The sequence below is a fragment of the Pseudomonas sp. B16(2017) genome, from assembly GCF_002113205.1.
Lineage (GTDB): Bacteria > Pseudomonadota > Gammaproteobacteria > Pseudomonadales > Pseudomonadaceae > Aquipseudomonas > Aquipseudomonas pharyngis.
Map to the genome: position 1 here is coordinate 353578 of NZ_NEKA01000004.1, position 20357 is coordinate 373934.

The 20357-nt window shown below is 59.1% G+C and carries 17 protein-coding genes; 6 read left to right on the forward strand and 11 right to left on the reverse strand.

Annotated features, from left to right (window positions below; genetic code table 11):
• Positions 1-59: 59 nt before the first annotated feature.
• From CAG25_RS09175 to CAG25_RS09185, 3 genes are all read left to right on the forward strand, one after another.
• On the forward strand, positions 60-1451 hold the full coding sequence (locus tag CAG25_RS09175) for a GntP family permease (protein WP_064596987.1): 1392 nt from the start codon (positions 60-62) through the stop codon (positions 1449-1451).
• Positions 1452-1458: 7 nt separating this feature from the next.
• Positions 1459-2232: a 3-hydroxybutyrate dehydrogenase gene (gene hbdH, locus CAG25_RS09180; protein ID WP_085610441.1), complete on the forward strand. Its 774-nt coding sequence runs from the start codon at positions 1459-1461 to the stop codon at positions 2230-2232.
• A 63-nt stretch (positions 2233-2295) separates the two neighbouring features.
• Positions 2296-4254 (forward strand): acetoacetate--CoA ligase, encoded by a 1959-nt coding sequence (locus CAG25_RS09185; protein ID WP_085610442.1) that lies wholly within the window; start codon positions 2296-2298, stop codon positions 4252-4254.
• Positions 4255-4287: 33 nt separating this feature from the next.
• Here the strand turns inward: CAG25_RS09185 and CAG25_RS09190 are convergent, their stop codons facing one another.
• On the reverse strand, positions 4288-8151 hold the full coding sequence (locus CAG25_RS09190) for a hypothetical protein (RefSeq protein WP_085610443.1): 3864 nt from the start codon (positions 8149-8151) through the stop codon (positions 4288-4290).
• A gap of 218 nt (positions 8152-8369) precedes the next feature.
• Complete coding sequence (locus CAG25_RS09195) at positions 8370-9482, reverse strand: PilT/PilU family type 4a pilus ATPase (RefSeq protein ID WP_085610444.1); 1113 nt, start codon at positions 9480-9482, stop codon at positions 8370-8372.
• A gap of 128 nt (positions 9483-9610) precedes the next feature.
• Between CAG25_RS09195 and CAG25_RS09200 the strand changes: the two genes are divergently transcribed.
• Positions 9611-12148: a PAS domain-containing protein gene (locus tag CAG25_RS09200; protein ID WP_085610445.1), complete on the forward strand. Its 2538-nt coding sequence runs from the start codon at positions 9611-9613 to the stop codon at positions 12146-12148.
• 50 nt (positions 12149-12198) lie between these two features.
• A complete protein-coding gene (locus CAG25_RS09205; protein WP_007952044.1) occupies positions 12199-12474 on the forward strand; it encodes a peptidylprolyl isomerase in 276 nt (91 codons plus the stop codon).
• 125 nt (positions 12475-12599) lie between these two features.
• Here CAG25_RS09205 and CAG25_RS09210 read toward each other — a convergent pair whose 3' ends face one another.
• The 9 genes from CAG25_RS09210 to CAG25_RS28630 form a co-directional block, all read right to left on the reverse strand.
• A complete protein-coding gene (locus CAG25_RS09210) occupies positions 12600-13532 on the reverse strand; it encodes a sugar kinase (RefSeq protein ID WP_085610446.1) in 933 nt (310 codons plus the stop codon).
• The gene (locus CAG25_RS09215) at positions 13532-14752 is read right to left on the reverse strand and encodes an amino acid deaminase (protein ID WP_085610447.1); all 1221 of its coding nucleotides are present in this window, start codon (positions 14750-14752) and stop codon (positions 13532-13534) included. The genes CAG25_RS09210 and CAG25_RS09215 overlap by 1 nt, the downstream gene beginning before the upstream one ends.
• Positions 14753-14791: 39 nt before the next feature.
• The gene (locus CAG25_RS09220) at positions 14792-15556 is read right to left on the reverse strand and encodes an IclR family transcriptional regulator (protein ID WP_039768792.1); all 765 of its coding nucleotides are present in this window, start codon (positions 15554-15556) and stop codon (positions 14792-14794) included.
• Between the two features lie 157 nt (positions 15557-15713).
• Positions 15714-16103 (reverse strand): RidA family protein, encoded by a 390-nt coding sequence (locus tag CAG25_RS09225; protein WP_007912330.1) that lies wholly within the window; start codon positions 16101-16103, stop codon positions 15714-15716.
• A gap of 31 nt (positions 16104-16134) precedes the next feature.
• The gene (locus CAG25_RS09230; protein ID WP_085610448.1) at positions 16135-16932 is read right to left on the reverse strand and encodes an amino acid ABC transporter ATP-binding protein; all 798 of its coding nucleotides are present in this window, start codon (positions 16930-16932) and stop codon (positions 16135-16137) included.
• Positions 16929-17591 (reverse strand): amino acid ABC transporter permease, encoded by a 663-nt coding sequence (locus tag CAG25_RS09235; protein WP_007960241.1) that lies wholly within the window; start codon positions 17589-17591, stop codon positions 16929-16931. Before CAG25_RS09235 ends, CAG25_RS09230 begins: the two co-directional genes overlap by 4 nt.
• A 9-nt stretch (positions 17592-17600) precedes the next feature.
• On the reverse strand, positions 17601-18263 hold the full coding sequence (locus CAG25_RS09240; protein WP_059405928.1) for an amino acid ABC transporter permease: 663 nt from the start codon (positions 18261-18263) through the stop codon (positions 17601-17603).
• 51 nt (positions 18264-18314) lie between these two features.
• The gene (locus CAG25_RS09245; RefSeq protein ID WP_085603277.1) at positions 18315-19163 is read right to left on the reverse strand and encodes a transporter substrate-binding domain-containing protein; all 849 of its coding nucleotides are present in this window, start codon (positions 19161-19163) and stop codon (positions 18315-18317) included.
• A 273-nt stretch (positions 19164-19436) separates the two neighbouring features.
• Positions 19437-19583 carry a hypothetical protein gene (locus CAG25_RS28630; protein ID WP_172829487.1) on the reverse strand — a complete coding sequence of 49 codons (147 nt, stop codon included), beginning with the start codon at positions 19581-19583 and terminating at the stop codon, positions 19437-19439.
• A 203-nt stretch (positions 19584-19786) separates the two neighbouring features.
• Between CAG25_RS28630 and CAG25_RS09250 the strand changes: the two genes are divergently transcribed.
• Entirely contained in the window at positions 19787-20218 is a 432-nt protein-coding gene (locus CAG25_RS09250) for a co-chaperone YbbN (protein ID WP_085610449.1), read from the forward strand.
• Positions 20219-20357 lie beyond the last annotated feature (139 nt).

Genomic DNA, 20357 nt, shown 5'->3' on the forward strand with positions numbered 1-20357 from the left:
CGCTAAAGCCTTCCCCGCACCCGTTCCACCCACAAAAATAACAATCGAAGGAGCACACCATGAGTGTGATCATCGCCTTGGCAGCCCTCGCGCTGCTGATGCTCGCGGCCTACCGTGGCTACAGCGTTATCCTTTTTGCCCCGATCGCCGCCCTCGGCGCCGTCCTGCTCACCGACCCGTCTGCCGTCGCCCCTGCGTTCACCGGTGTGTTCATGGAGAAGATGGTCGGTTTCATCAAACTCTACTTTCCCGTGTTCCTGCTCGGCGCGGTGTTCGGCAAGCTGATCGAACTGTCGGGGTTTTCCCGCTCGATTGTTGCTGCAGCGATTCGTCTGCTCGGCACACGCCAGGCAATGCTGGTGATCGTGCTGGTCTGCGCCCTGCTCACCTACGGCGGCGTTTCGCTGTTCGTCGTGGTGTTCGCGGTCTACCCGTTCGCAGCGGAAATGTTCCGCCAGAGCAACATCCCCAAGCGCCTGATCCCGGCGACCATCGCCCTCGGCGCGTTTTCCTTCACCATGGACGCCCTGCCCGGTACGCCGCAGATCCAGAACATCATTCCCAGCACCTTCTTCAACACCACCGCGTGGGCGGCGCCGTGGCTGGGTGTGATCGGCACGATTTTCGTGTTCTGCGCCGGCATGCTGTTCTTGCAGCGACAGCGCAACAAGGCTCAGCGCGCCGGTGAGGGCTACGGCACCGAACTGCGCAACGAACCGGAAACCGCCGAAGACCTGAAACTACCTAACCCGTGGATTGCCCTGTCGCCGCTGCTGGCGGTGGGGATCATGAACCTGCTGTTCACCCAATGGATTCCGCAGTGGTACGGCAAGACCCACAGCCTCGCGCTGCCTGGCATGACCGCGCCGGTCACCACCGAGATCGCCAAACTCACGGCGATCTGGGCGGTGCAGGCAGCCCTGTTGGTCGGCATCCTGATGGTGCTGGCGTTCGGCTTTCAGGCGATTCGCAGCAAACTCGCCGAAGGCAGCAAAAGTGCAGTCAGCGGTGCGTTGCTGGCGGCGATGAACACCGCGTCGGAATACGGTTTCGGCGCCGTCATCGCCTCGTTGCCGGGTTTTCTGGTGCTGGCCGACTGGCTCAAGAGCATTCCCAATCCGCTGGTCAACGAAGCGATCACCGTGACCCTGCTGGCCGGTATCACCGGTTCCGCTTCGGGCGGCATGAGCATCGCGCTGGCAGCGATGTCCGAACAATTCATCAGCGCCGCCCATGCCGCCAACATTCCGCTGGAGGTGCTGCATCGGGTGGCCGCGATGGCCAGCGGCGGCATGGACACTCTGCCGCACAACGGCGCGGTGATTACCCTGCTCGCCGTCACTGGCCTGACTCACCGTGAGGCCTACAAGGACATTTTCTGTATTACGCTGATCAAGACCCTGGCGGTTTTCGTGGTGATCGGCACTTTCTACGCCACTGGCATTGTGTGAGGTATTGATGACGACTCTTTCTGGCAAGACCGCACTGGTTACCGGTTCCACCAGCGGCATCGGGCTGGGCATCGCCCTGACGCTGGCCAAGGCTGGCGCCAACCTGATCCTCAACGGTTTTGGCGACGCGTCGAAGGTGATCGCCGAAGTCGAACAGTTCGGCGGCAAGGTCGGCCATCACCCGGCAGACGTCAGCGACCCTGCGCAGATCGCCGACATGGTCGCCTACGCCGAGCGCGAGTTCGGCGGCGTGGACATTCTGGTCAACAACGCCGGTATCCAGCACGTCGCGGCAGTTGAAGAATTTCCGGTAGAGCGCTGGGACTCGATCATTGCGATCAACCTGTCATCGGTGTTTCACAGCACTCGCCTGAGCCTGCCGGGCATGCGCGCCAAGGGTTGGGGACGGATCGTCAACATCGCTTCGGTGCACGGTCTGGTCGGATCCACCGGCAAGGCCGCATATGTGGCGGCCAAGCATGGCGTGATCGGCCTGACCAAGGTGGTCGGCCTGGAAACCGCCGCCAGCAATGTCACCTGCAACGCCATCTGCCCGGGCTGGGTACTGACGCCGTTGGTGCAGAAGCAGATCGACGATCGCGCGGCCAAAGGTGTCGACCCGCAGCAGGCGCAACACGACCTGCTGGCAGAGAAACAGCCGTCGCTGGAGTTCGTCACCCCGGCACATCTGGGTGAGCTGGTGCTGTTTCTGTGCAGCGAGGCCGGCAGCCAGGTGCGTGGCGCAGCGTGGAACATCGATGGCGGGTGGCTGGCGCAGTAAGCTTGCAACTGATCGCTCCCACATTGCAGTGGGAGCTTTCTGACCAACAATAAGAGGCAAACCATGTCCGACATTCTCTGGCAGCCCGATGCCAAACGCATTGCCCGGTCCCGCATGGACGGCTTTCGGCGCTTCATCAATCAGCGCCACCACCTGAAGCTCGACGATTACCCGGCCCTGCATCAATGGTCCATCGACCAGCGCGAAGCGTTCTGGCAGGCGATCGTGGATTTCTTCGACATCAGTTTTCACACCCAGCCGGACGCCGTGCTGCGTGGAGGCCTGAAAATGCCGGGCGCCGAATGGTTTCCCGGCGCCACCCTGAATTTCGCCGAACACTTGCTGAGTCGCCGCGACGATGCCATCGCTGTGATCGCTATCGGGGAAAACGGCCAGCGTGAACTGCTGACCTGGGCCGAACTGGCCCAGCAAGTCGCCGGGTTCCAGGCCAGCCTGCAAGCGGCCGGTGTTGTGCTCGGCGACCGGGTTGCAGCCTGCATGCCCAACACCTGGCAAACCCTGGTGGCGATGCTCGCGACCACCAGCCTGGGGGCGATCTGGTCTTGCTCGTCACCGGACTTTGGCACCCACGGCGTGATCGACCGTTTCGGCCAGATCGAACCGAAAGTACTCATCACCTGCGCCGGTTACCGCTATGCCGGCAAAGAGATTGATCAGACCGTCAAGATCAACGAAATCCTCGAACAGCTGCCCTCCCTGCAACAGCTGATCATCGTGCCCTACGCACGAACTCATGCCCAGGCCACGGATTACCGCACCCCCGCCAATGTCACGCTGTGGGACGACTTCTATGAACCCGACGATGAGCCGCACTTCGTCCCGGTGCCATTCGACCATCCGCTGTACGTGCTGTATTCCAGCGGCACCACTGGCGTGCCGAAATGCATCGTGCACAGCACCGGCGGCGTGCTGCTGCAACACGTCAAGGAACACGGGCTGCATGTCGACCTCGGCCCCGGCGACCGCTTGTTCTACTACACCACTTGCGGCTGGATGATGTGGAACTGGCTGGTCTCGGCGCTGGCGGTGGGCAGCGCGGTGGTGCTGTATGACGGCTCACCGTTTTACCCGGACAACGAGCGGTTGCTGGAACTGCTGGACGACGAACAGGTCAGCGTGTTCGGCACCAGCCCGAAATTCCTCGCGACCCTGGAAAGCAGCGGCATCAAACCGCGCGAAAGCTACGACTTGACCCACCTGAAAATCCTGCTTTGCACCGGCTCCGCGCTGTCGCCGCAAAGTTATGACTTCGTCTATCGCGACTTCAAACCAGATGTGTGCCTGTCATCGATGTCCGGTGGCACGGACATCGTGTCCTGCTTCGTCAACGGCAACCCGATGTCGCCGGTTCGCCGGGGCGAGATCATGGGCAAGAGTCTGGCCATGGCGGTGGAAGTGTGGAACGACGCCGGGCAACCGGTGGTTGGCGAAAAAGGTGAGCTGGTGTGTACCCGACCGTTTCCGGCGATGCCGATCGGACTCTGGAACGATCCCGACGGCGAAAAGCTGCGCAAATCCTATTTCAGCCAGTTCCCCGGGGTCTGGGCTCAGGGTGACTACGCCGAACAACTGCCCCACGGCGGGATGCTGATTCACGGCCGCTCCGACGCCGTGCTCAACCCTGGTGGCGTGCGTATCGGCACGGCGGAAATCTACCGCCAGGTGGAGAAAGTCCCGCAAGTGCTGGACAGCGTCGCCATCGGCCAGCAGTGGCAGGACGACGTGCGCGTGGTGCTGTTCGTACGCCTCAAGGAAGGCGTAGCGCTGGATGAGGCGCTGCAACAGCAGATCCGCCAGGTGATCCGCGCCAACAACACGCCGCGGCATGTGCCGGCAAAGATCGTTGCAGTCACCGACATTCCACGCACGATCAGCGGCAAAGTGGTTGAACTGGCGGTTCGCAATGTCGTGCACGGTGAGCCCGTGAAAAACACGGATGCCTTGGCCAACCCCGAAGCATTGGAGCAGTTTCGGGATCGACCAGAACTGACTGGTCAGTGAAATGGGGCATCCTCTGAGTGGATGCCCCAGCGATCAAAGGTCGAACGCCAGCAGGACTTCTCCTTCAATCTGCTCGCCGTTGCTGGCCGTCACGGCGCTCTGCAGGGTTTCAAGGTTGCGACGGAATCGCCAGTTGTACTCACCCGACGCCTGATCCAACAACAGGGTCATCACGGCGTAGGTATCGGCATTCTCCAAGGCGCGACTCTTGTCGTATTTTCCCGACGCGCCTTCGCCGCTCGATGCTTTGAAACTGCCCCGGCTCGCATCCACACCGGCATCGGCCTGGATACTCGTCGGGACGCGCGCGTGACCCCGCGCCAGATTAATCAACGGTGCGACGTCCAACTTATAATGCTCGGCCTCGATTGCCGGCTTCATGGGGGCAATTGCAAGCTGTCGGAATTTCGGATCGATTTTAATGACTTCATGAATCAGGTCATCGGCAATGACGTTGGGACTCATATGTGCATTGTGGAAATGATCCTGCAGATTCTCTCCGTACACCTTCATAAACCGATGAGTCTCGGAGGCAGGCATGCCCGCCCGCTTCCACGCGAGGTAAAGCGCGGAGTCGACAAGCATCGTTCGGCCATCCTCCTGAACCGCTTGCAGAAAGCAGTTGCCGACTGAAAAGCCGTCAAAATCGGTCTTGATTAACTTGAGATACGTCAGCATGTTGTCTCGCCCCCTGGCACTGGTGCCGAACAGCAAACCGGCTACCAGGTCGGTCTTGAGCTGATCGACATTATTGATCAGAGCCCTCAAGGCTCCATCGACCTTGCTGGAGGCCCTGGGCAAGGCTCTGCCGATGATATGGCCGGTATAGGCATCCGGCAATCTTCGGAAGGACTGATGGGGTCGCAACGCATGGGCAAAAGTGAAATGACTCAGCTTCGGCCCCCAGGCCCGCCCTGATCGGTTGATTGCGAACCAGTGAGTACCTTGCTTGAGCGCCCGGACATTCAGTACTTGAGCCGACGTAGCCGATGGCCGCCAGCTACCCTGGCACAGTCTTGCGTAATCACTCGCCTGCCACAGATCGACAGACGCTGCATGGCCCACAATTCGACGCAACTGGAACCTGGCGGACGTGAGGGTCTTCACACCATTTCGAACAAGCCGCGCACCGCCTCGTCCCAGTAGTTTGCCGCCGGTTCTGGCCATCGCGCCAAAGCCATCGAGTGGATTGAAGACCGAAATCGTCGTGCTCAAGGCGAACCTGGCCAGACTGGCAACCTTAGCCGTAGTCGACACCGAACGCGCGATCACGCTCATCACTTTGCTGGCGACGCCAACAGCGGTTCCGAGCAGTCCGATAGCATCCATGACGCAACCAAACACACCGCTGGCGATACGGTCCTTGTCACCGGAGGTCAGATCGGCGATACAGCTTCTGAAAGGCACTACCAGATTCAGAACGTACTCCCCGAGTTTCTCCAGACGTTGCCTTTCTTCTTCCAGCGGCGTCGGCAGCAATGCGACGGATTCGACATCCTTGTAGGTCGCTGGCGGATGATGATCGACGATAAAGGCTGCCAGCGCCGTTAATTGAACGTCGTCAAAACTTTGATAGGCAGTACCGTTGTATTCGGCCGAACGATTTATTTTGCGCAGCGTTCCCAGTTTGTCGATGACACCGCGACTGTCGTTGGCACTGGCGCTTCTGCGACCTTCGGTGAAACACCCCAGGTCCGTCGGCAACGTCAGTACCGCTGCTGCCGGCACGTACGCTTTCAGATTCCCGTCATAGTCCAGACGCGAAGCCTTGTTCATGGCACCGCAAAGGCGGACCAGTTCAGCCAGTCGTTCATTTTTGCGACACACACCCTGCAAGGTGAATACTTCATAGCAGAGCAGTTCATTGCCACCCTTCAAGGCACACATGACAAAGCCATAACGGCCGGTCGCTTCATCTCGAGCCTGCTGAGTCTCCGACAGCACCGTCCTGGAAACTGACGCGGCGCCCGTCAAGCCATTCTGTGTGGACACCGGCGGCGTGTGATAAACACCTACGGACGGTCGCAGGGTGAAGAAACTGACATCACCGTTCAGAAATACCCGACGATCCGCCGAAGGCATTCTGGAAATGGCCAGCTTCAACGTGGTGGTCATTGCACCTTTCAGGTTGTCATACCACCGCGAAACCTCCTTGATGACAAAGGGCTTGATCGGCGCCAACGCGTATATCGGCGCGCCGAACTGTCTGAAGATGCTGGGTTGATTCATCAGGTCCCACTGCCGGCTCGTAAGTTCTCCCGAAGCATGGATTTCAACCATTGATCTGGCTTTCGGATCGGGTTTGGTCACTTTATCCAGTACAGGCCGTATGTCCAACGCGAACGATGGTGCAGGCACCTCGCCCGCCTCACGCACTCGCCGTTCAAAAAGAACGTCCTTCTCCAGGAAATCGCATCCCGGAAGGGCTCTTTTCAACTCTTGCAATGCGCAGGTCATTTTGTCAGGCAATGGTCTGGCCAGCACCTCGGCTGTCCGGGCTAACAGTTTCATGTGCGTTTCATAATGGCCAAACACCACATTCGATGCGCTCTGAGGGTCCGCAGCCAAGGCGTCATGAGTGATGATGCCGTTGATAAGCCCCCAATCGAGCACCGGGTCAATGACCGCAATGGCTCGTAGATCACGCAAGGCTTTGCTCGGCGGTTCCATATTTCCAAACACTTGGATTTTGCTGGCATCCATTACACGGGCCAGCCCTTTGGTTTTCAGCTCGAGGGTCGCCACCGCACTGCAAAAGCTGATCCAGCCGACAGAGCCGACCAGCATATCTTCGCTGATGCCTTGCACCAGAAATTCCGGTGCCTGATCACTGAGCATGATATGGGCGGCCAAAGCGGCGGCTTCCCGGGACACTTTTCTTGTAGTAATCAAATGATTTTCGAAGGCTTTGAAGACTGCATAAGGATGCAGATCGCAGTTAGCGGGCTGGTAAAGATCAAACCCACAAATAACGTTTCTGTTGGCAGAGCCCTCAGTTGAATCCAGATCGATAATGATGGCGCTCAACATCAATTGACCCAGTTCTTCCGACCCCATGGAGCCTGTGTCATCGGCGCCATACCAATCCAGTGCCTGGATATATTTTTTCGCCAGAAGTTGAGTGTCCTCGTGAAACAACATTTGCTCTATCAACCATCCATTATCACCATTGGCTCCTGCCAACGCGCTTGCGGCGCCCTTGTATACCTTGTCCAGCAATCGGACATCATGGGTTAATAAAGTAGCTGTAAAAGCCTTGATGCGACTTTTTTCTGCATCTGTCAGAACGGCGGACAACTCATCTTCGCCACTGATCTGCCCCCAATAATTCCCAAACCAAGGATCAAATTCTTCAAGGCTTAGATGCTCGATAAGCTTTTTGCAATCGCCCACAGTGGCAGGAATATCGAACTCATAGAATTTCAGCCATTGTTCCAGCGACCCTTCATTGGTGTCCCAGATCACTCCACCTGTCTGCGCCGCGCACCGCGCCAACAAGTCCAAGTCATTGCGGTCTTGGTCGAGGGTGGCGTACAGCGGCAACGGGGGCAGCAGCTTACCTTTGGAAAAAATCAGCAGTTCACCCTCTTCCGTCAAGGCGGCGTGGCTATAGGTTTCGATAGCAAGTGCATTGATAACGTCCTGTATGAATGCACGCTCCTGCAGTTCCTCGATGCGGCCAGCCAGCGGTGCATGCAGATTGTAAATTGACGAGCCCTTGACCATGTTAAAAAAACTGCCTGACAGATCCAGCTGAACATCATCGGTCTCGCCATACTTGCCGACATCCTTATTCAGTCGCTCTATAACTAATAGTTTCTCCTCACAATCAGCTGCCAAACGTTTTACATCCGCTCCTGTTATCGAGACAGCAGAAGCATTCCATTGAATTCTCATAAACAATCCTTAAAAAATATCTGACAAAAAAACAGGCAAATAACCTTTAAACAGACTCAGGCAAATGCTGTTTAAAATCGATCTTTACGATGTCAGTTAATTTTTCAGAACCATTCAAAAGTATGCAAACCTCAAAAACACAATAACAAAACCAGCACAACGCTCTTTATTCTTCAAAATTGCCAGACCTTAAGGAAAACATTTTTTACAGTTACCGGCTATTCATCAAGCAGCCCCCAACTTTCCGAAGACGTTTTGTCGGCACGTACATTCTGCTCATTCAACTTCAGTAAAAGACGCAAGTTATTGACCGAGTCAGCATTTTTCAACGCTTCGTTTTCACTGATTGCACCTTCAATCACTAGTTGATGCAGGGCGCTGTCAAAGGTGCGCATACCAAGTTCTCCGGACTTTTCCATGATGACTTTCAGATCGTCCAACTGGTTGTTCTTGATCAGGTCGGCAATCGTCGGCGATCCCAGCATCACTTCCACGGCCGCGCGCCGCTGCCCATCGACGGTTCGTACCAGACGCTGGGACACGAGAGCCTTGAGGTTGTTGCCCAAGGCGTGCATCAGTTGAGGACGCCGCTCCTCGGGAAATAAATTGACGGCTCGATCCAGCGCCTGACTGGCGTTGACAGCATGCAATGTGGAGAGAACCAGATGCCCGGTTTCGGCGAACGCCAATGCATGCTCCATGGTCTCGCGGTCGCGGATCTCGCCGATCAGCACCACGTCCGGAGCCTGGCGCAAGGTGTTCTTGAGCGCCGCATGAAAGCTACGTGTGTCGACCCCGACTTCGCGCTGATTGATGATCGACTTCTTGTGTCGATGGATATACTCCACCGGATCCTCAATGGTGATGATGTGCCCGCTGCTGTGGCGATTGCGATGATCGATCAGCGCCGCCAGGGAGGTAGACTTGCCGGAGTCGGTAGCGCCCACGAACAGAATCAACCCCTGCTTGAGCATCACCGTTTCGAGCAGCACTGGCGGTAATTTGAGGTCTTCGAATCGCGGAATGTCGAGTTTGACGTTACGGATAACAATCGACACGTCGTTGCGTTGTTTGAAAATATTGACCCGGAAGCGGCCGATACCCGTTCGAGAAATCGCCAGGTTCATTTCCAGATCCCGGTCGAACTCACGGCGCTGCTCGGCGTCCATCAGGGAGGCGGCGACACTGCTCACCTCGCCGGGTTTGAAGGGCTGGTCGCTCAAGGGCGTCAGTACCCCGTCGAACCGCGCACTGGGTGGTGCACCGGTGGAAAGAAACAGATCCGAACCGTGACGGCTCGCCAGCAGTTTGAGCAGTGCGTCGATTTCCATGGCAAGAAACACCCGTGAAGCTTTCAATGAATCGCAAGGCCCGTCGTCGTGACGCAACGGGCCTTACAGCGTCTACCGCACTAGGATAGTAGACGCCGCCTCACCGACCGATGCTCAGGATTGATGTGATGAACGCTGTACCGAACACCAACGACGCCCAGGCATTGATTGCCCGCACCAACTGGAGCCGCAGCCCGCTGGGCGCCTCCGGCACCTGGCCACAGAGCTTGCGCACCGCGGTGGACATCGTGATTCACTCGCCGATGCCGATGCTGCTGTTGTGGGGTCCGCAGTTGACCCAGATCTACAACAACGGCTTTGCGCTGCTGGCCGGCAGCAAGCATCCGCACGCTTTCGGACAGCCGGCACACCAGATATGGCCGGAACTTCGAGACTTTACCGACCCGATTTACAGCGCAGTCCTACAAGGCCAGGTGCGAACCTACAGCGAACGGCGCTTCACCTTGCAACGGGACGGCAAGGATTCCGACTTCTGGCTGGATTTGACCTACAGCCCGATCCGCGATGAAAGCGCGCAAGTGGCTGGCATTCTGGTCACCGCCATTGAAACCAACGAACGCCGGCGCATCGCCCTGGAACTGCAGCAACGCTCGGAAGACAGTCTCAAGGCCCAGCGCGAAAGCGAAGAGCGCCTGCAACTGGCGCTGGCAGCCACCGATGCGGTCGGCACCTGGGATTGGGACATCGGCGAAGACCGCTTCATCGCCGACGCGCATTTCGCCCAGTTGCACGGTGTCGATCCGGCGCTGGCCGGTCAGTTGCCGATCAGCGAATACCTGCAAGGCGTGCACCCCGAAGACCGCGCGATGATTGCCCGCAGCATCAAGCACTGCATCACCCACGGCACCGAATACGCCGAGGAATACCGGTTACTGCAAGCCAATGGCGAGCTGCGCTGGGTGTTCGCCCGCGGGCGCTGCTACAAGGATCATCATGGCCGGCCGATGCGTTTTCTAGGCGCCGCGCTGGATCTGACCGAGCGCAAGCACACCGAACAGGCATTGCGCCAAAGCCAGACCGAGCTGCAGCTGATCATCAACGCCATGCCGATCCTGATCAGCTATGTCGACCACGAAGAACGCTTTCGCCTGAACAACGCCGCGTACCTCGACTGGTACGGGCTCACACCTCAAGAGCTGTACGGTCGCACGATCCGCGAGGTGATCGGCGAAGAGGCCTATTTCCTGCGGGCGCCGTACATCGCCGAAGCCCTGGCCGGCCGGCCTTGCTCGTTCAGCCTGTACACGCCGCACCGCGACGGCAGTCAGCGGCACGCCCTGATGAACTACCTGCCGCGCCACGGTGCGGACGGTGCGGTGAACGGTTTCTACATCTTCGTGATCGACGAGACCGAACGTAAAAAGACCGAAGAAGCCCTGCGCAACCTCAATGAAACCCTTGAGGAACGCGTGAGTGCGCGCACCGAACAACTGGCCCAGGCCAACCAGCGTTTGCAGAACGAGATGTTCGAACGCGAACGCGCCGAAGACGCTCTGCGCCATGCGCAGAAAATGGAAGCGGTCGGCCAGCTCACCGGCGGCATCGCCCACGACTTCAACAACATGCTGACCGGCATCATCGGCAGCCTCGACCTGATGCAGCGCTATATCGCCAATGGCCGCGCCGATGAGATCGGCCGTTTCACCGACGCGGCGGTGTCCTCGGCCAACCGCGCGGCGGCACTGACCCACCGTCTGCTGGCGTTCTCCCGGCGCCAGTCGCTGGATCGCAAGACCCTCGACGTCAACGAACTGATCCGTTCGCTGGAAGACCTGATCCGCCGCACCAAGGGTGATCCGATCGAGCTCAAGTTGCGCCTCGCCGACAATGTCTGGTCCGTCAGTACGGATGTCAGCCAACTGGAAAACGCCCTGCTCAACCTGGTGATCAACGCCCGCGACGCCATGCCCGACGGCGGCGAGCTATTAATCGAAACCGCTAACGTCTACCTCGACGGCAACGACATCACCACCCTCGAACCGGTCAAGGCCGGTGACTACTTGATGCTCGCGGTGAGCGACAACGGCACCGGCATGACGCCTTCGGTGCGCTCCAAGGCGTTCGATCCGTTCTTTACGACCAAACCCATCGGGCAAGGCACCGGGCTCGGGTTATCGATGATTTATGGCTTTGCCCAGCAATCGGGTGGACACGTCAGCCTCGACAGCCTGCCTGGCCAGGGCACCTGCGTGCGGCTGTACTTGCCGCGCCTCCACGCGCCGGAACCTGAGCAGCCATTGGCGGAAACGGTCAGCGAGACACCCACCCCCGCGACCGGCGAAACCGTGGTGGTGGTCGAGGACGATCCGGCGGTGCGCATGCTGGTGATGGACCTGCTCAAGGAGCTGGGTTATCGCGCCCATGAGGCCGAAGACGCCAGGAGTGCCCTGCCGCTGCTGGAGTCGGACATGCGGGTTGACCTGCTGGTGACCGACGTCGGCCTGCCAGGCATGAACGGCCGGCAGCTGGCTGAGATCGCCCGCCAGCATCGTCCTGGGCTCAAAGTGTTGTTCATGACCGGTTACGCGCAGAAAGCCGCCGAACGCCAGGGCTTCCTCGAAGACGGTATGGACATGGTCGCCAAACCGTTTTCCATCGAACAGCTGGCCGGCAAGATCCGCACGATGATCAGCCAAACCCCGTGACTTGAGGCATAATCCGCGCCCCGCCGTCACCCCGCTACAGGTATTGCACGATGAAAGCCCAAGCCCGCCACATTCTGGTGAAAACCGCCGAAGAGGCTGAAAAACTCAAACAACGCATCGCCAATGGTGAAGCGTTCGATGTGCTGGCGAAGAAGTTTTCGACCTGTCCGTCCGGCAAGCGCGGCGGCGATCTGGGTGAAGTGCGGCCGGGACAGATGGTCGGCGCGATCGATGCGGTGATCTTCAAAAAGCCGCTGCGCACGGTGCACGGGCCGATCAAGAGCAAGTTCGGCTATCACCTGGTGCAGGTGTTTTACCGCGATTAAGTGTTTGGCTTCAGGGCCAATCGCGAGCAGGCTCGCTCCCACAAAAAAAATCGTGAACGACACACAATCACTGAGGGAGCGAGCCTGCTCGCGATCCGATTGCCCGGCAATCGGCCATTCACCGATTACTTCGGAATCAGAGCTCCGGGTACTTGAATAACGTGGCTCGCTAGCAGATGACCGGCCTGCGCCGCTTCCGCCGGGCTACCCCCAAGCAAACGGCTCGCCAGATACGCCGCACTGAACGAATCCCCCGCCGCCGTGGTGTCCACCACCTTCTCGACCTTCTGCGCCGGGACTTCAAACGCTTCCCCGTCGCAACGGATCAGACAGGCTTCAGCGCCGCGCTTGAGCACCACTTCCGGCGTGCCAATCTGCGCGTACGCTTCAAACACCGCGTCACAGTCCTCGAAATGGAACAGCGCCTGCTCGTCGTCCACCGTCAGCAACGCCAGATCGACATGGGGCAGCACGCTGCGATACGCCGCCCGCGCCTCCTCCACCGATGCCCACAAACGCGGACGATAGTTGTTGTCGAAGACGATTCGCGCATCACGCTGACGGGCTTCGATCAAGGTTTGAATCATTTTTTCACGGCCCTGTGTGCCGAGTACCGCCAGCGTGATACCGCTGAAATACAACACGTCATAATCCGGCAGCTCCGCCAGAATCGGTGCGGCCGCTGGCGTAGTGAAGCAGTCGCGAACGGCGGCTTCGTTGCGCCAGTAAAGGAAACGACGCTCCCCGGCAGCGTCGGTCTGGATGCAATACAGGCCCGGTAGGCGACCGGGCAAACGCTGAACCAGATCCAGGCCAATGTTTTCATCGGCCCAACTGCGGCACATCGCATCACTGAAGCTGTCGTCACCCAGCGCCGTGACGTAATCGACCTGCGCCTTGTCGCCCATGGCGCGGGACAGATACACCGCCGTGTTCAGCGTGTCACCGCCAAAGCTCTGTTGCAGGCTGCCATCGGCACGTTGCTGGAGTTCGATCATGCATTCGCCGATCAGGGCGATGCGCGGGGTGTTCGGACCCAACGGACTGAGCGTGTTCATCAGAAACAGGTTTCCATGGTTTCGATCACCGACAACTCCTCGTCCACCAGCAGCCCTACGCGCCACTTGTCGAAGGTCAGGCACGGGTGGGAAGTGCCGAAGGAAATGATGTCGCCCACGCGCAATTCCACGCCCGGCGCCACGGTCATGAACGCGTGCTGGTCCATCACCGCCGTCACCTTGCAGGCACCGACATCGTCGCCCACCGCCGGCAGCACACCGGCCTTGTAACGCAGCAACGGCACCGGCATCCCGGAATCGAACGCCACGTCACGCTTGCCCAGGGCAATCACGGCAAAGCCAGGCTCCGGCATCGACTGCACGTGGGCCCAGACTTCCAGCGCCGGACGCAGCCCTTCGTGCAGGTCACTGCGACGATCGAGCACGCAGCACTGCGCCTCTTTGTAAATGCCATGGTCGTGGGCCACGTAACTACCGGGACGCAACACGCTGAGGAAACGTCCGCCAGCGTTCTGCGCTTCGAACGATTCGGCAATCAGGTCGTACCAAGCCGAACCCGACGCGGTGATGATCGGCTTGGCGATAGCGAACGCGCCGCTGTCCTGCAACTGCACCGCCAGACGCACCAGCGAGGCGGCGAATTCACGGATGCCGGTGACGGCGTGATCGCCATGGATCACGCCCTCGTAGCCCTCAATACCTGTCAGGGCCAGCGCCGGTTGCGCACCGATGGCCTTGGCCAGTTCGATGACTTCCTGCTCGCTGCGGCAACCGCAACGGCCACCGACCACCCCGTACTCGATCATCACGTTCAGCCGCACGCCACGCGACGCGAAGTAAGCGCCCAGATCGGCGACGTTGTCCGGGTGATCGACCATGCAATAGAAATCGAAGCCCGAATCCGCCGCCAGCAGGTCGGCAATCAACGCCATGTTCGGCGTGCCGACCAGTTGGTTGGCCATCAACACCCGGCGCACGCCGTGGGCGTAAGCGGCGCGGGTCTGGGTGGCGCTGGCCAGGGTGATGCCCCACGCGCCGGCGTCGAGCTGACGACGAAACAGCGCCGGGGTCATGCTGGTCTTGCCGTGGGGCGCGAGTTCGGCGCCGCTGTCGCTGACGAATTTCTGCATCCAGCGGATGTTGTGTTCCAGCGCTTCGCGGTGCAGCACCAGCGCCGGCAGGCTGATGTCACGCACCAGTTGCGCGCCGACGGCGGCATCGCCCTTTTCCACGGCAGCAGTGTTGTTGGCAGTCGTCATGGTCGAACTCCTCACAGTCGCGCCCGCAGGCAGGCGCGGTTATTCGTTGATTCGCCGGGCGAGGCTGTTGGCGCTCTCGATCAAGACCCGGCGATAGTCGTTGTAATTGTTCTTGGCATCGGCGCGCGGCGCGACGATGCACAGGGTGCAGATGGCCACGCCATTCGGGTCTTTGACCGGGGCGGCGAAGCAGTGGGTGAAGGTGTCGGCGACACTGTCGAAGGAGAAGAAACCGTCGATGCCGGCCTGACGGATTTCCGCCAGAAACGTCTCCATCGGCAGGCGTTCGCCATCCGGCAGGATGAAGTCGTCGGGGTCGATCAAATCGCTGATCTGCTGGTCACTCAAGTGCGCCAGCAGCAAACGACCGGACGCCGTCCACGGGATCGGTGCGTTTTCGCCGATATCGGAAGAAATGCGGAAATGCCGCTCGCCCTCCTTCATCAGCGCCACCGTGTATTTGCGCCCGTTGAGCAGGCACATCTGCGCGGTTTCCCGGGTCTGGCTGACGATCTCCTGCAGCGCGTGATCGGCCTCGCGACTGAGGTCGAAGTGACGCAAATGCGCCTGCCCAAGGAAGTACAGCTGACGACCGAGATAGACGTGACCGTCCTTACCCACCGGCTCCAGGATCCGCCGCTCGAGCAATGACGCCACCAGTTCGTAGACCGTGGATTTCGGGCTGCCGATGCCGTTGGCGATGTCGTTCGGGCGCAGTGGCTGGCCGATTTCCTTGAGAAAATCGAGGATATCGAACGCCCGGTCCAGACCGCGTGCCCGGCGCTTGATGGTGTCTTCGGTCATTTCAGTGGTTCCCCATTCAAAGTGCCGGGAGTTTATCGCGAAAGATCGTTCCCATGCTCCGCGTGGGAATGCAGCCAGGGACGCTCTGCGTCCTTTGGAACGCGGAGCGTTCCTTGAGGCATTCCCACGCAGAGCGTGGGAACGATCCGCGTACTGATCAGGCCTTTTTCTTGTACGCAATGCAGTCGATTTCGACCTTGCAGTCGACCATCATGCTTGCCTGCACACAGGCCCGGGCCGGTGCGTGTTCGGGCTTGAAGTATTCGCCGAAGACCTTGTTGAAACTGCTGAAATCCCGCGGATCGTCCAGCCACACGCCGGCACGTACCACGTCTTCCAGGCCATAACCGGCTTCTTCGAGAATCGCGATCAGGTTTTTCATGGTCTGGTGCGTCTGCTCGACGATGCCGCCCACAATGATCTCGCCATCCACCGCCGGCACCTGCCCGGAAACATGCAGCCAGCCATCGGCTTCAACGGCGCGGGCGAATGGACGCGGCTGGCCGCCAGCGGCGGTGCTGCCGGTGCCGTAACGAGTAATGCTCATGGGTGTTTCTCCTGATTGAAAAAGTGAAAAGTCAGAACCGCGTGCTTTTGAGAAATTCCGCCAGCCGCGGCGATTGAGGACGCTCGAACAGTTCCTTGGGAGGCCCCTGCTCTTCGATGCGCCCCTGATTCATGAAAACGATCTTGTCCGATACCTCGAAGGCAAAACGCATTTCGTGGGTCACCAGCAACATGGTCATGCCGTCCTCGGCCAGGCCTTTGATCACGTTCAGCACTTCGCCGACCAGTTCCGGATCGAGGGCCGAGGTGACTTCGTCGAACAGCATCAGGCTCGGGTTCATCGCAATCGCCCGGGCAATCGCCACGCGCTGCTGCTGACCGCCGGACAACTGGCCGGGAAAGTGATTGCGCCGTTCCAGCAGACCGACCCGCTCCAGCCATTTTTCGGCCAGGGCCACGGCTTCGTCCTTGTGCATCTTTTTGACTTTGAGCAGGCCGAGCGTGACGTTCTGCAACGCGGTCAGGTGCGGGAACAGATTGAATTGCTGAAACGCCATGCCGGTCATCGCCCGATGACGGGCAATGACTTTTTCCGGGTGGCGCACGCGTTTGCCGTTGAGTTCGTCATAGCCGATGGATTCGCCGTCGAGCAGGATCTGCCCGCCCTGAAATTCCTCGAGCATGTTCACGCAACGCAGCAGCGTGGTCTTGCCCGAGCCACTGGAGCCGATCAGCGTCACCACGTTGCCGCGCTGCATGTTCAGGTCGACACCCTTGAGCACTTCGACCGCGCCGTATTGCTTGTGCAGGCCACGGATGTCCAGCAGCGGCTGAGCGTTCTGGAGGTTGGAAACTTGAGCTTGAGTCATGGCAGGGCCACCCGCTTTTCAATATGCCGGCCGAGTAATTCGATGCCGTAGTTGATGACGAAGAACAGAAAACCGGCGAACAGATAAAACTCCAGGGTCATGAACGTCCGGGCGATGATCTGCTGGGTGCTGAGCAACAGCTCGGCCACGCCGATCACCGACAGCAAAGTCGAAGCCTTGACGATTTCCGTGGACGAGTTGACCCAGGTCGGCAGGATCTGCCGCAGTGCCTGAGGCAACAGCACATAACCGAGAGACTGATAGAACGTCAGGCCGATGGCCTTGCCGGCTTCCATCTGCCCGCGTGGCAATGCCTGCAACGCACCGCGCACGATCTCGGCGACGTGGGAGCCGCAAAACAGCGTCAGCCCGAGTGCACCGGCCTGAAACGCGCTGATCTGCCAACCGAGCGCCGGTGCCATGTAAAAGCACGCCAGCACCAGCACGAACACCGGGGTGCCGCGAATCAGATCGACATAAAAACGGAACGGCGCGCGCATCCAGAACTTGCCGTAGGTCAGCACCAGCCCGGCGAATACGCCGATGACGGTGCCGAACAGAATCGCCAGCGCCGACACCTGCACGCTGGTCAGAAAGCCTTGCCACAAGGCTTCACGGGCAATCCACAACTCATGCAACCAACTGGGGGATTCGTACATCGCAGCCTCCTATCGGCGGATTGCCAGACGCTGCTCGAGGTAACGCAGCAGCATGGCAATGAGGTAACAGGCCGCGACATACAACGCCGTGGTCACCAGCCAGGTTTCGATCACCCGGTAGCTCTCGACGTTGATCTTGCGCGCGTAATAGGTCAGCTCCGGCACCGCGATCGCAGCGGCCAGCGAGGTGTCCTTGAACAGCGAAATGAAGTTGTTCGACAGCGCCGGCAGCACGTTGCGCAACATCACCGGCACGGTGACGTAGGCTTTCACCTGCCACTCGCCCAGACCGATGGCCAGCCCGGCTTCACGCTGGCCCTTGGGGATGCTCAACAAACCGCCGCGGAACACTTCGGTCAGGTACGCCCCGGCATACAGCGACAGGGTGATGATGAACGACGGGATCTTGTCCAGCCGGATCCCCAGGCTTGGCAACGCAAAGTAGATCAACAGAATCAACACCAGAATCGGCGTGTTACGGATCACCGTCACATACACCGATGCCAGCACCCGCAAGGCGCGATGCTTCGACAGCAAGGCAAACGCCATCAGCAGGCCGATCACGCAGCCGATGGCGATCGACACCAGCGCCAGTTCGAGGCCCAGACCGAGCCCCGCCAGCAAGGTGTCGAAATCGCGCCACACGGCGGCAAAGTTCAACTGATAGTTCATGGTCGGCAGTACCTTGAGCGGGGCGCATCAGGGCGCCCCACTCTCACGGGATCATTTGAATTCGACTGGGAAACCGATGGCAGGCGATGGCAGATCGACGCCGAACCATTGCTTGAACGACGCGGCGTAGGTCGGGAACTCAACGCCGGTCATGGCCTCATGAAGGGCGGTATTGACGAAGTTCAGCCAGTCCTGATCGCCACGTTTGACGGCGCAGGCGTAGGTCTGCGGACTCCAGGCGTAAGTCGGGCTGCGGTAGCGGCCAGGGTTCTGCACCATCAGGTATTTGACCGAAGACTGGTCGGTGGCGGCGGCATCGGCGCGACCGGAGTTCACCGCCTGATACATCAGATCGACGCTGTCGTACTGATCGACCTTGGCCTTGGGCAGCGCCTGATGCACCAGCTCCTCGGCGTACACGTTCTGCAGCACGGCCACGGTCACGCCGTCGCCCCCGGCCTGCAGGTCTTCGATTTCCTTGTACTTGCTGTTGTTCGGCAGCAGCAGGCCGACGCCTTCGCGGTAGTACGGCAGAGTGAATGCCACTTGCTGCGCACGGCTGGCGGTGACAGTGATGAACTGGCAGCTCATGTCGACCTTGTCGGTCAGCAGGTTGGGAATCCGCGCATCGGACGACTGCACCACGAACTCGACCTTGCTCGGGTCATTGAACAGACCTTTGGCCACTATCCGCGCGATGTCGATATCAAAACCCTGCAACTTGCCGTCCGCACCCTGGAAGTGCCACGGCGCATTGGTGCTGCCGGTGCCCACAATCAGTTTTCCACGGGCCAGGACGCTGTCGAGCTTGCTGTCGGCCGCCTGGGCCATACCCATGACAGCGGACGAAGCCGCGAGAACAAAAACACATGCTTTGAACAAGGAAGGTCGGCGATGCATGGCAAGCACTCCAGAGGATTGTTTATTCCGCTATACCGGAACACGGTTTGTTACTACGGAATAGACAGCAGAAAGTGTGCCACAGGATTCGCGGGGAATCTGCACCCATTTGAAAATTCACAGGAATCAAAGAGATACGTAAAACGGAAAAATAGAGAAACAGCGAGTGAGCGGAGCGTGCGCTACCGTTGGCTACAACAATGCGGGTAACAGGTTCCCAGTCGGTGCACGGGTGATCGATTCAGGGGCAGCGTTTATCTCCGAGAACCAAGCTCAAAGGTCGTCTATCGAAACTTTTATGGTCGGATCATTTTCCCGCTCCTTGCAGAGAGCTATCAGCTCCAGATCCTCAAGGCGATTCATAAGTGCCTCATCGATTCGTACTACGGAAACTGCTTTCAAACCTGCATCGCTGCCCATCAGGAGCTCCTTTGATAAATGTCTGAAAAACGATACCAGCTGCCTGGCCTCCGCGGATCTGAGTCTTCTAAGGGAATGCTCTTGCATCAAAGTAGGACGAAATCATCCTTTGCAGGACCTACCTGTAATTTCTGACAGTAGACCGCCGTTTTGCCCTGCTTTAACTTCAAAGGCCTTCCAGACTCATTGACCAGGAGGCTCCAATGACGACACCGACTCGATATTCAGCGTTGCCCCCGACGTACCGGAAAGTCTTGAAAGCCAGGCGTCTTGTCGTCCTGTATTTCTTCAATGAGCATTGCGCTGCCTGCGTGTTTTCCAGCCCCGTTTTTCTCGAGATCGCCAAGCCTTTCCGGCCCTGGATGGATATCTTCATGCTCGATACCGCAAAGTCGATTCGACATCCGGATGTCACGGGCACACCGACCGTGTTGTTCTACAAGGAAGGCGTTCTGGTCAAAAAACTGAAAGGCATCGGTACAGAGGAATCACTGCGTCACAACTTCACCCAACACCTCGGCAAAACCAGGCACTGCGCTGCAACACGCAAACCGAGCCATGACCTGAACTGGCTGCGTCACACCCTCCGCACCCTCTGCACCGTCCACCGCGCAAAACGGTGGAACCTTTCCTGAAAGTGCGATCCAAGCGCCATCAGGCAGTTGCACCTTCGCTGCTATTGATCTGTAACAACTAGCCTCGAGACTGGATTGGACAAGCTCCAATCCGGCTGCTTTTCTTTATTTCTCAGAAAGAGAAGAGTGCTGCCGGCCC

Excerpts from the sequence above, each read along its gene's own strand:
- CAG25_RS09175 (WP_064596987.1), top strand. The coding sequence starts at position 60 with ATGAGTGTGATCATCGCCTTGGCAGCCCTCGCGCTGCTGATGCTCGCG.
- CAG25_RS09215 (WP_085610447.1), bottom strand. The coding sequence starts at position 14,752 with ATGACGACTGCCAACAACACTGCTGCCGTGGAAAAGGGCGATGCCGCC.
- CAG25_RS09250 (WP_085610449.1), top strand. The coding sequence starts at position 19,787 with ATGACGACACCGACTCGATATTCAGCGTTGCCCCCGACGTACCGGAAA.
- CAG25_RS09225 (WP_007912330.1), bottom strand. The coding sequence starts at position 16,103 with ATGAGCATTACTCGTTACGGCACCGGCAGCACCGCCGCTGGCGGCCAG.
- CAG25_RS09190 (WP_085610443.1), bottom strand. The coding sequence starts at position 8,151 with ATGAGAATTCAATGGAATGCTTCTGCTGTCTCGATAACAGGAGCGGAT.
- CAG25_RS09245 (WP_085603277.1), bottom strand. The coding sequence starts at position 19,163 with ATGCATCGCCGACCTTCCTTGTTCAAAGCATGTGTTTTTGTTCTCGCG.
- CAG25_RS09185 (WP_085610442.1), top strand. The coding sequence starts at position 2,296 with ATGTCCGACATTCTCTGGCAGCCCGATGCCAAACGCATTGCCCGGTCC.
- CAG25_RS09235 (WP_007960241.1), bottom strand. The coding sequence starts at position 17,591 with ATGTACGAATCCCCCAGTTGGTTGCATGAGTTGTGGATTGCCCGTGAA.
- CAG25_RS09230 (WP_085610448.1), bottom strand. The coding sequence starts at position 16,932 with ATGACTCAAGCTCAAGTTTCCAACCTCCAGAACGCTCAGCCGCTGCTG.
- CAG25_RS09210 (WP_085610446.1), bottom strand. The coding sequence starts at position 13,532 with ATGAACACGCTCAGTCCGTTGGGTCCGAACACCCCGCGCATCGCCCTG.
- CAG25_RS09220 (WP_039768792.1), bottom strand. The coding sequence starts at position 15,556 with ATGACCGAAGACACCATCAAGCGCCGGGCACGCGGTCTGGACCGGGCG.
- CAG25_RS09195 (WP_085610444.1), bottom strand. The coding sequence starts at position 9,482 with ATGGAAATCGACGCACTGCTCAAACTGCTGGCGAGCCGTCACGGTTCG.
- hbdH (WP_085610441.1), top strand. The coding sequence starts at position 1,459 with ATGACGACTCTTTCTGGCAAGACCGCACTGGTTACCGGTTCCACCAGC.
- CAG25_RS09200 (WP_085610445.1), top strand. The coding sequence starts at position 9,611 with ATGAACGCTGTACCGAACACCAACGACGCCCAGGCATTGATTGCCCGC.
- CAG25_RS09205 (WP_007952044.1), top strand. The coding sequence starts at position 12,199 with ATGAAAGCCCAAGCCCGCCACATTCTGGTGAAAACCGCCGAAGAGGCT.
- CAG25_RS28630 (WP_172829487.1), bottom strand. The coding sequence starts at position 19,583 with ATGGGCAGCGATGCAGGTTTGAAAGCAGTTTCCGTAGTACGAATCGAT.
- CAG25_RS09240 (WP_059405928.1), bottom strand. The coding sequence starts at position 18,263 with ATGAACTATCAGTTGAACTTTGCCGCCGTGTGGCGCGATTTCGACACC.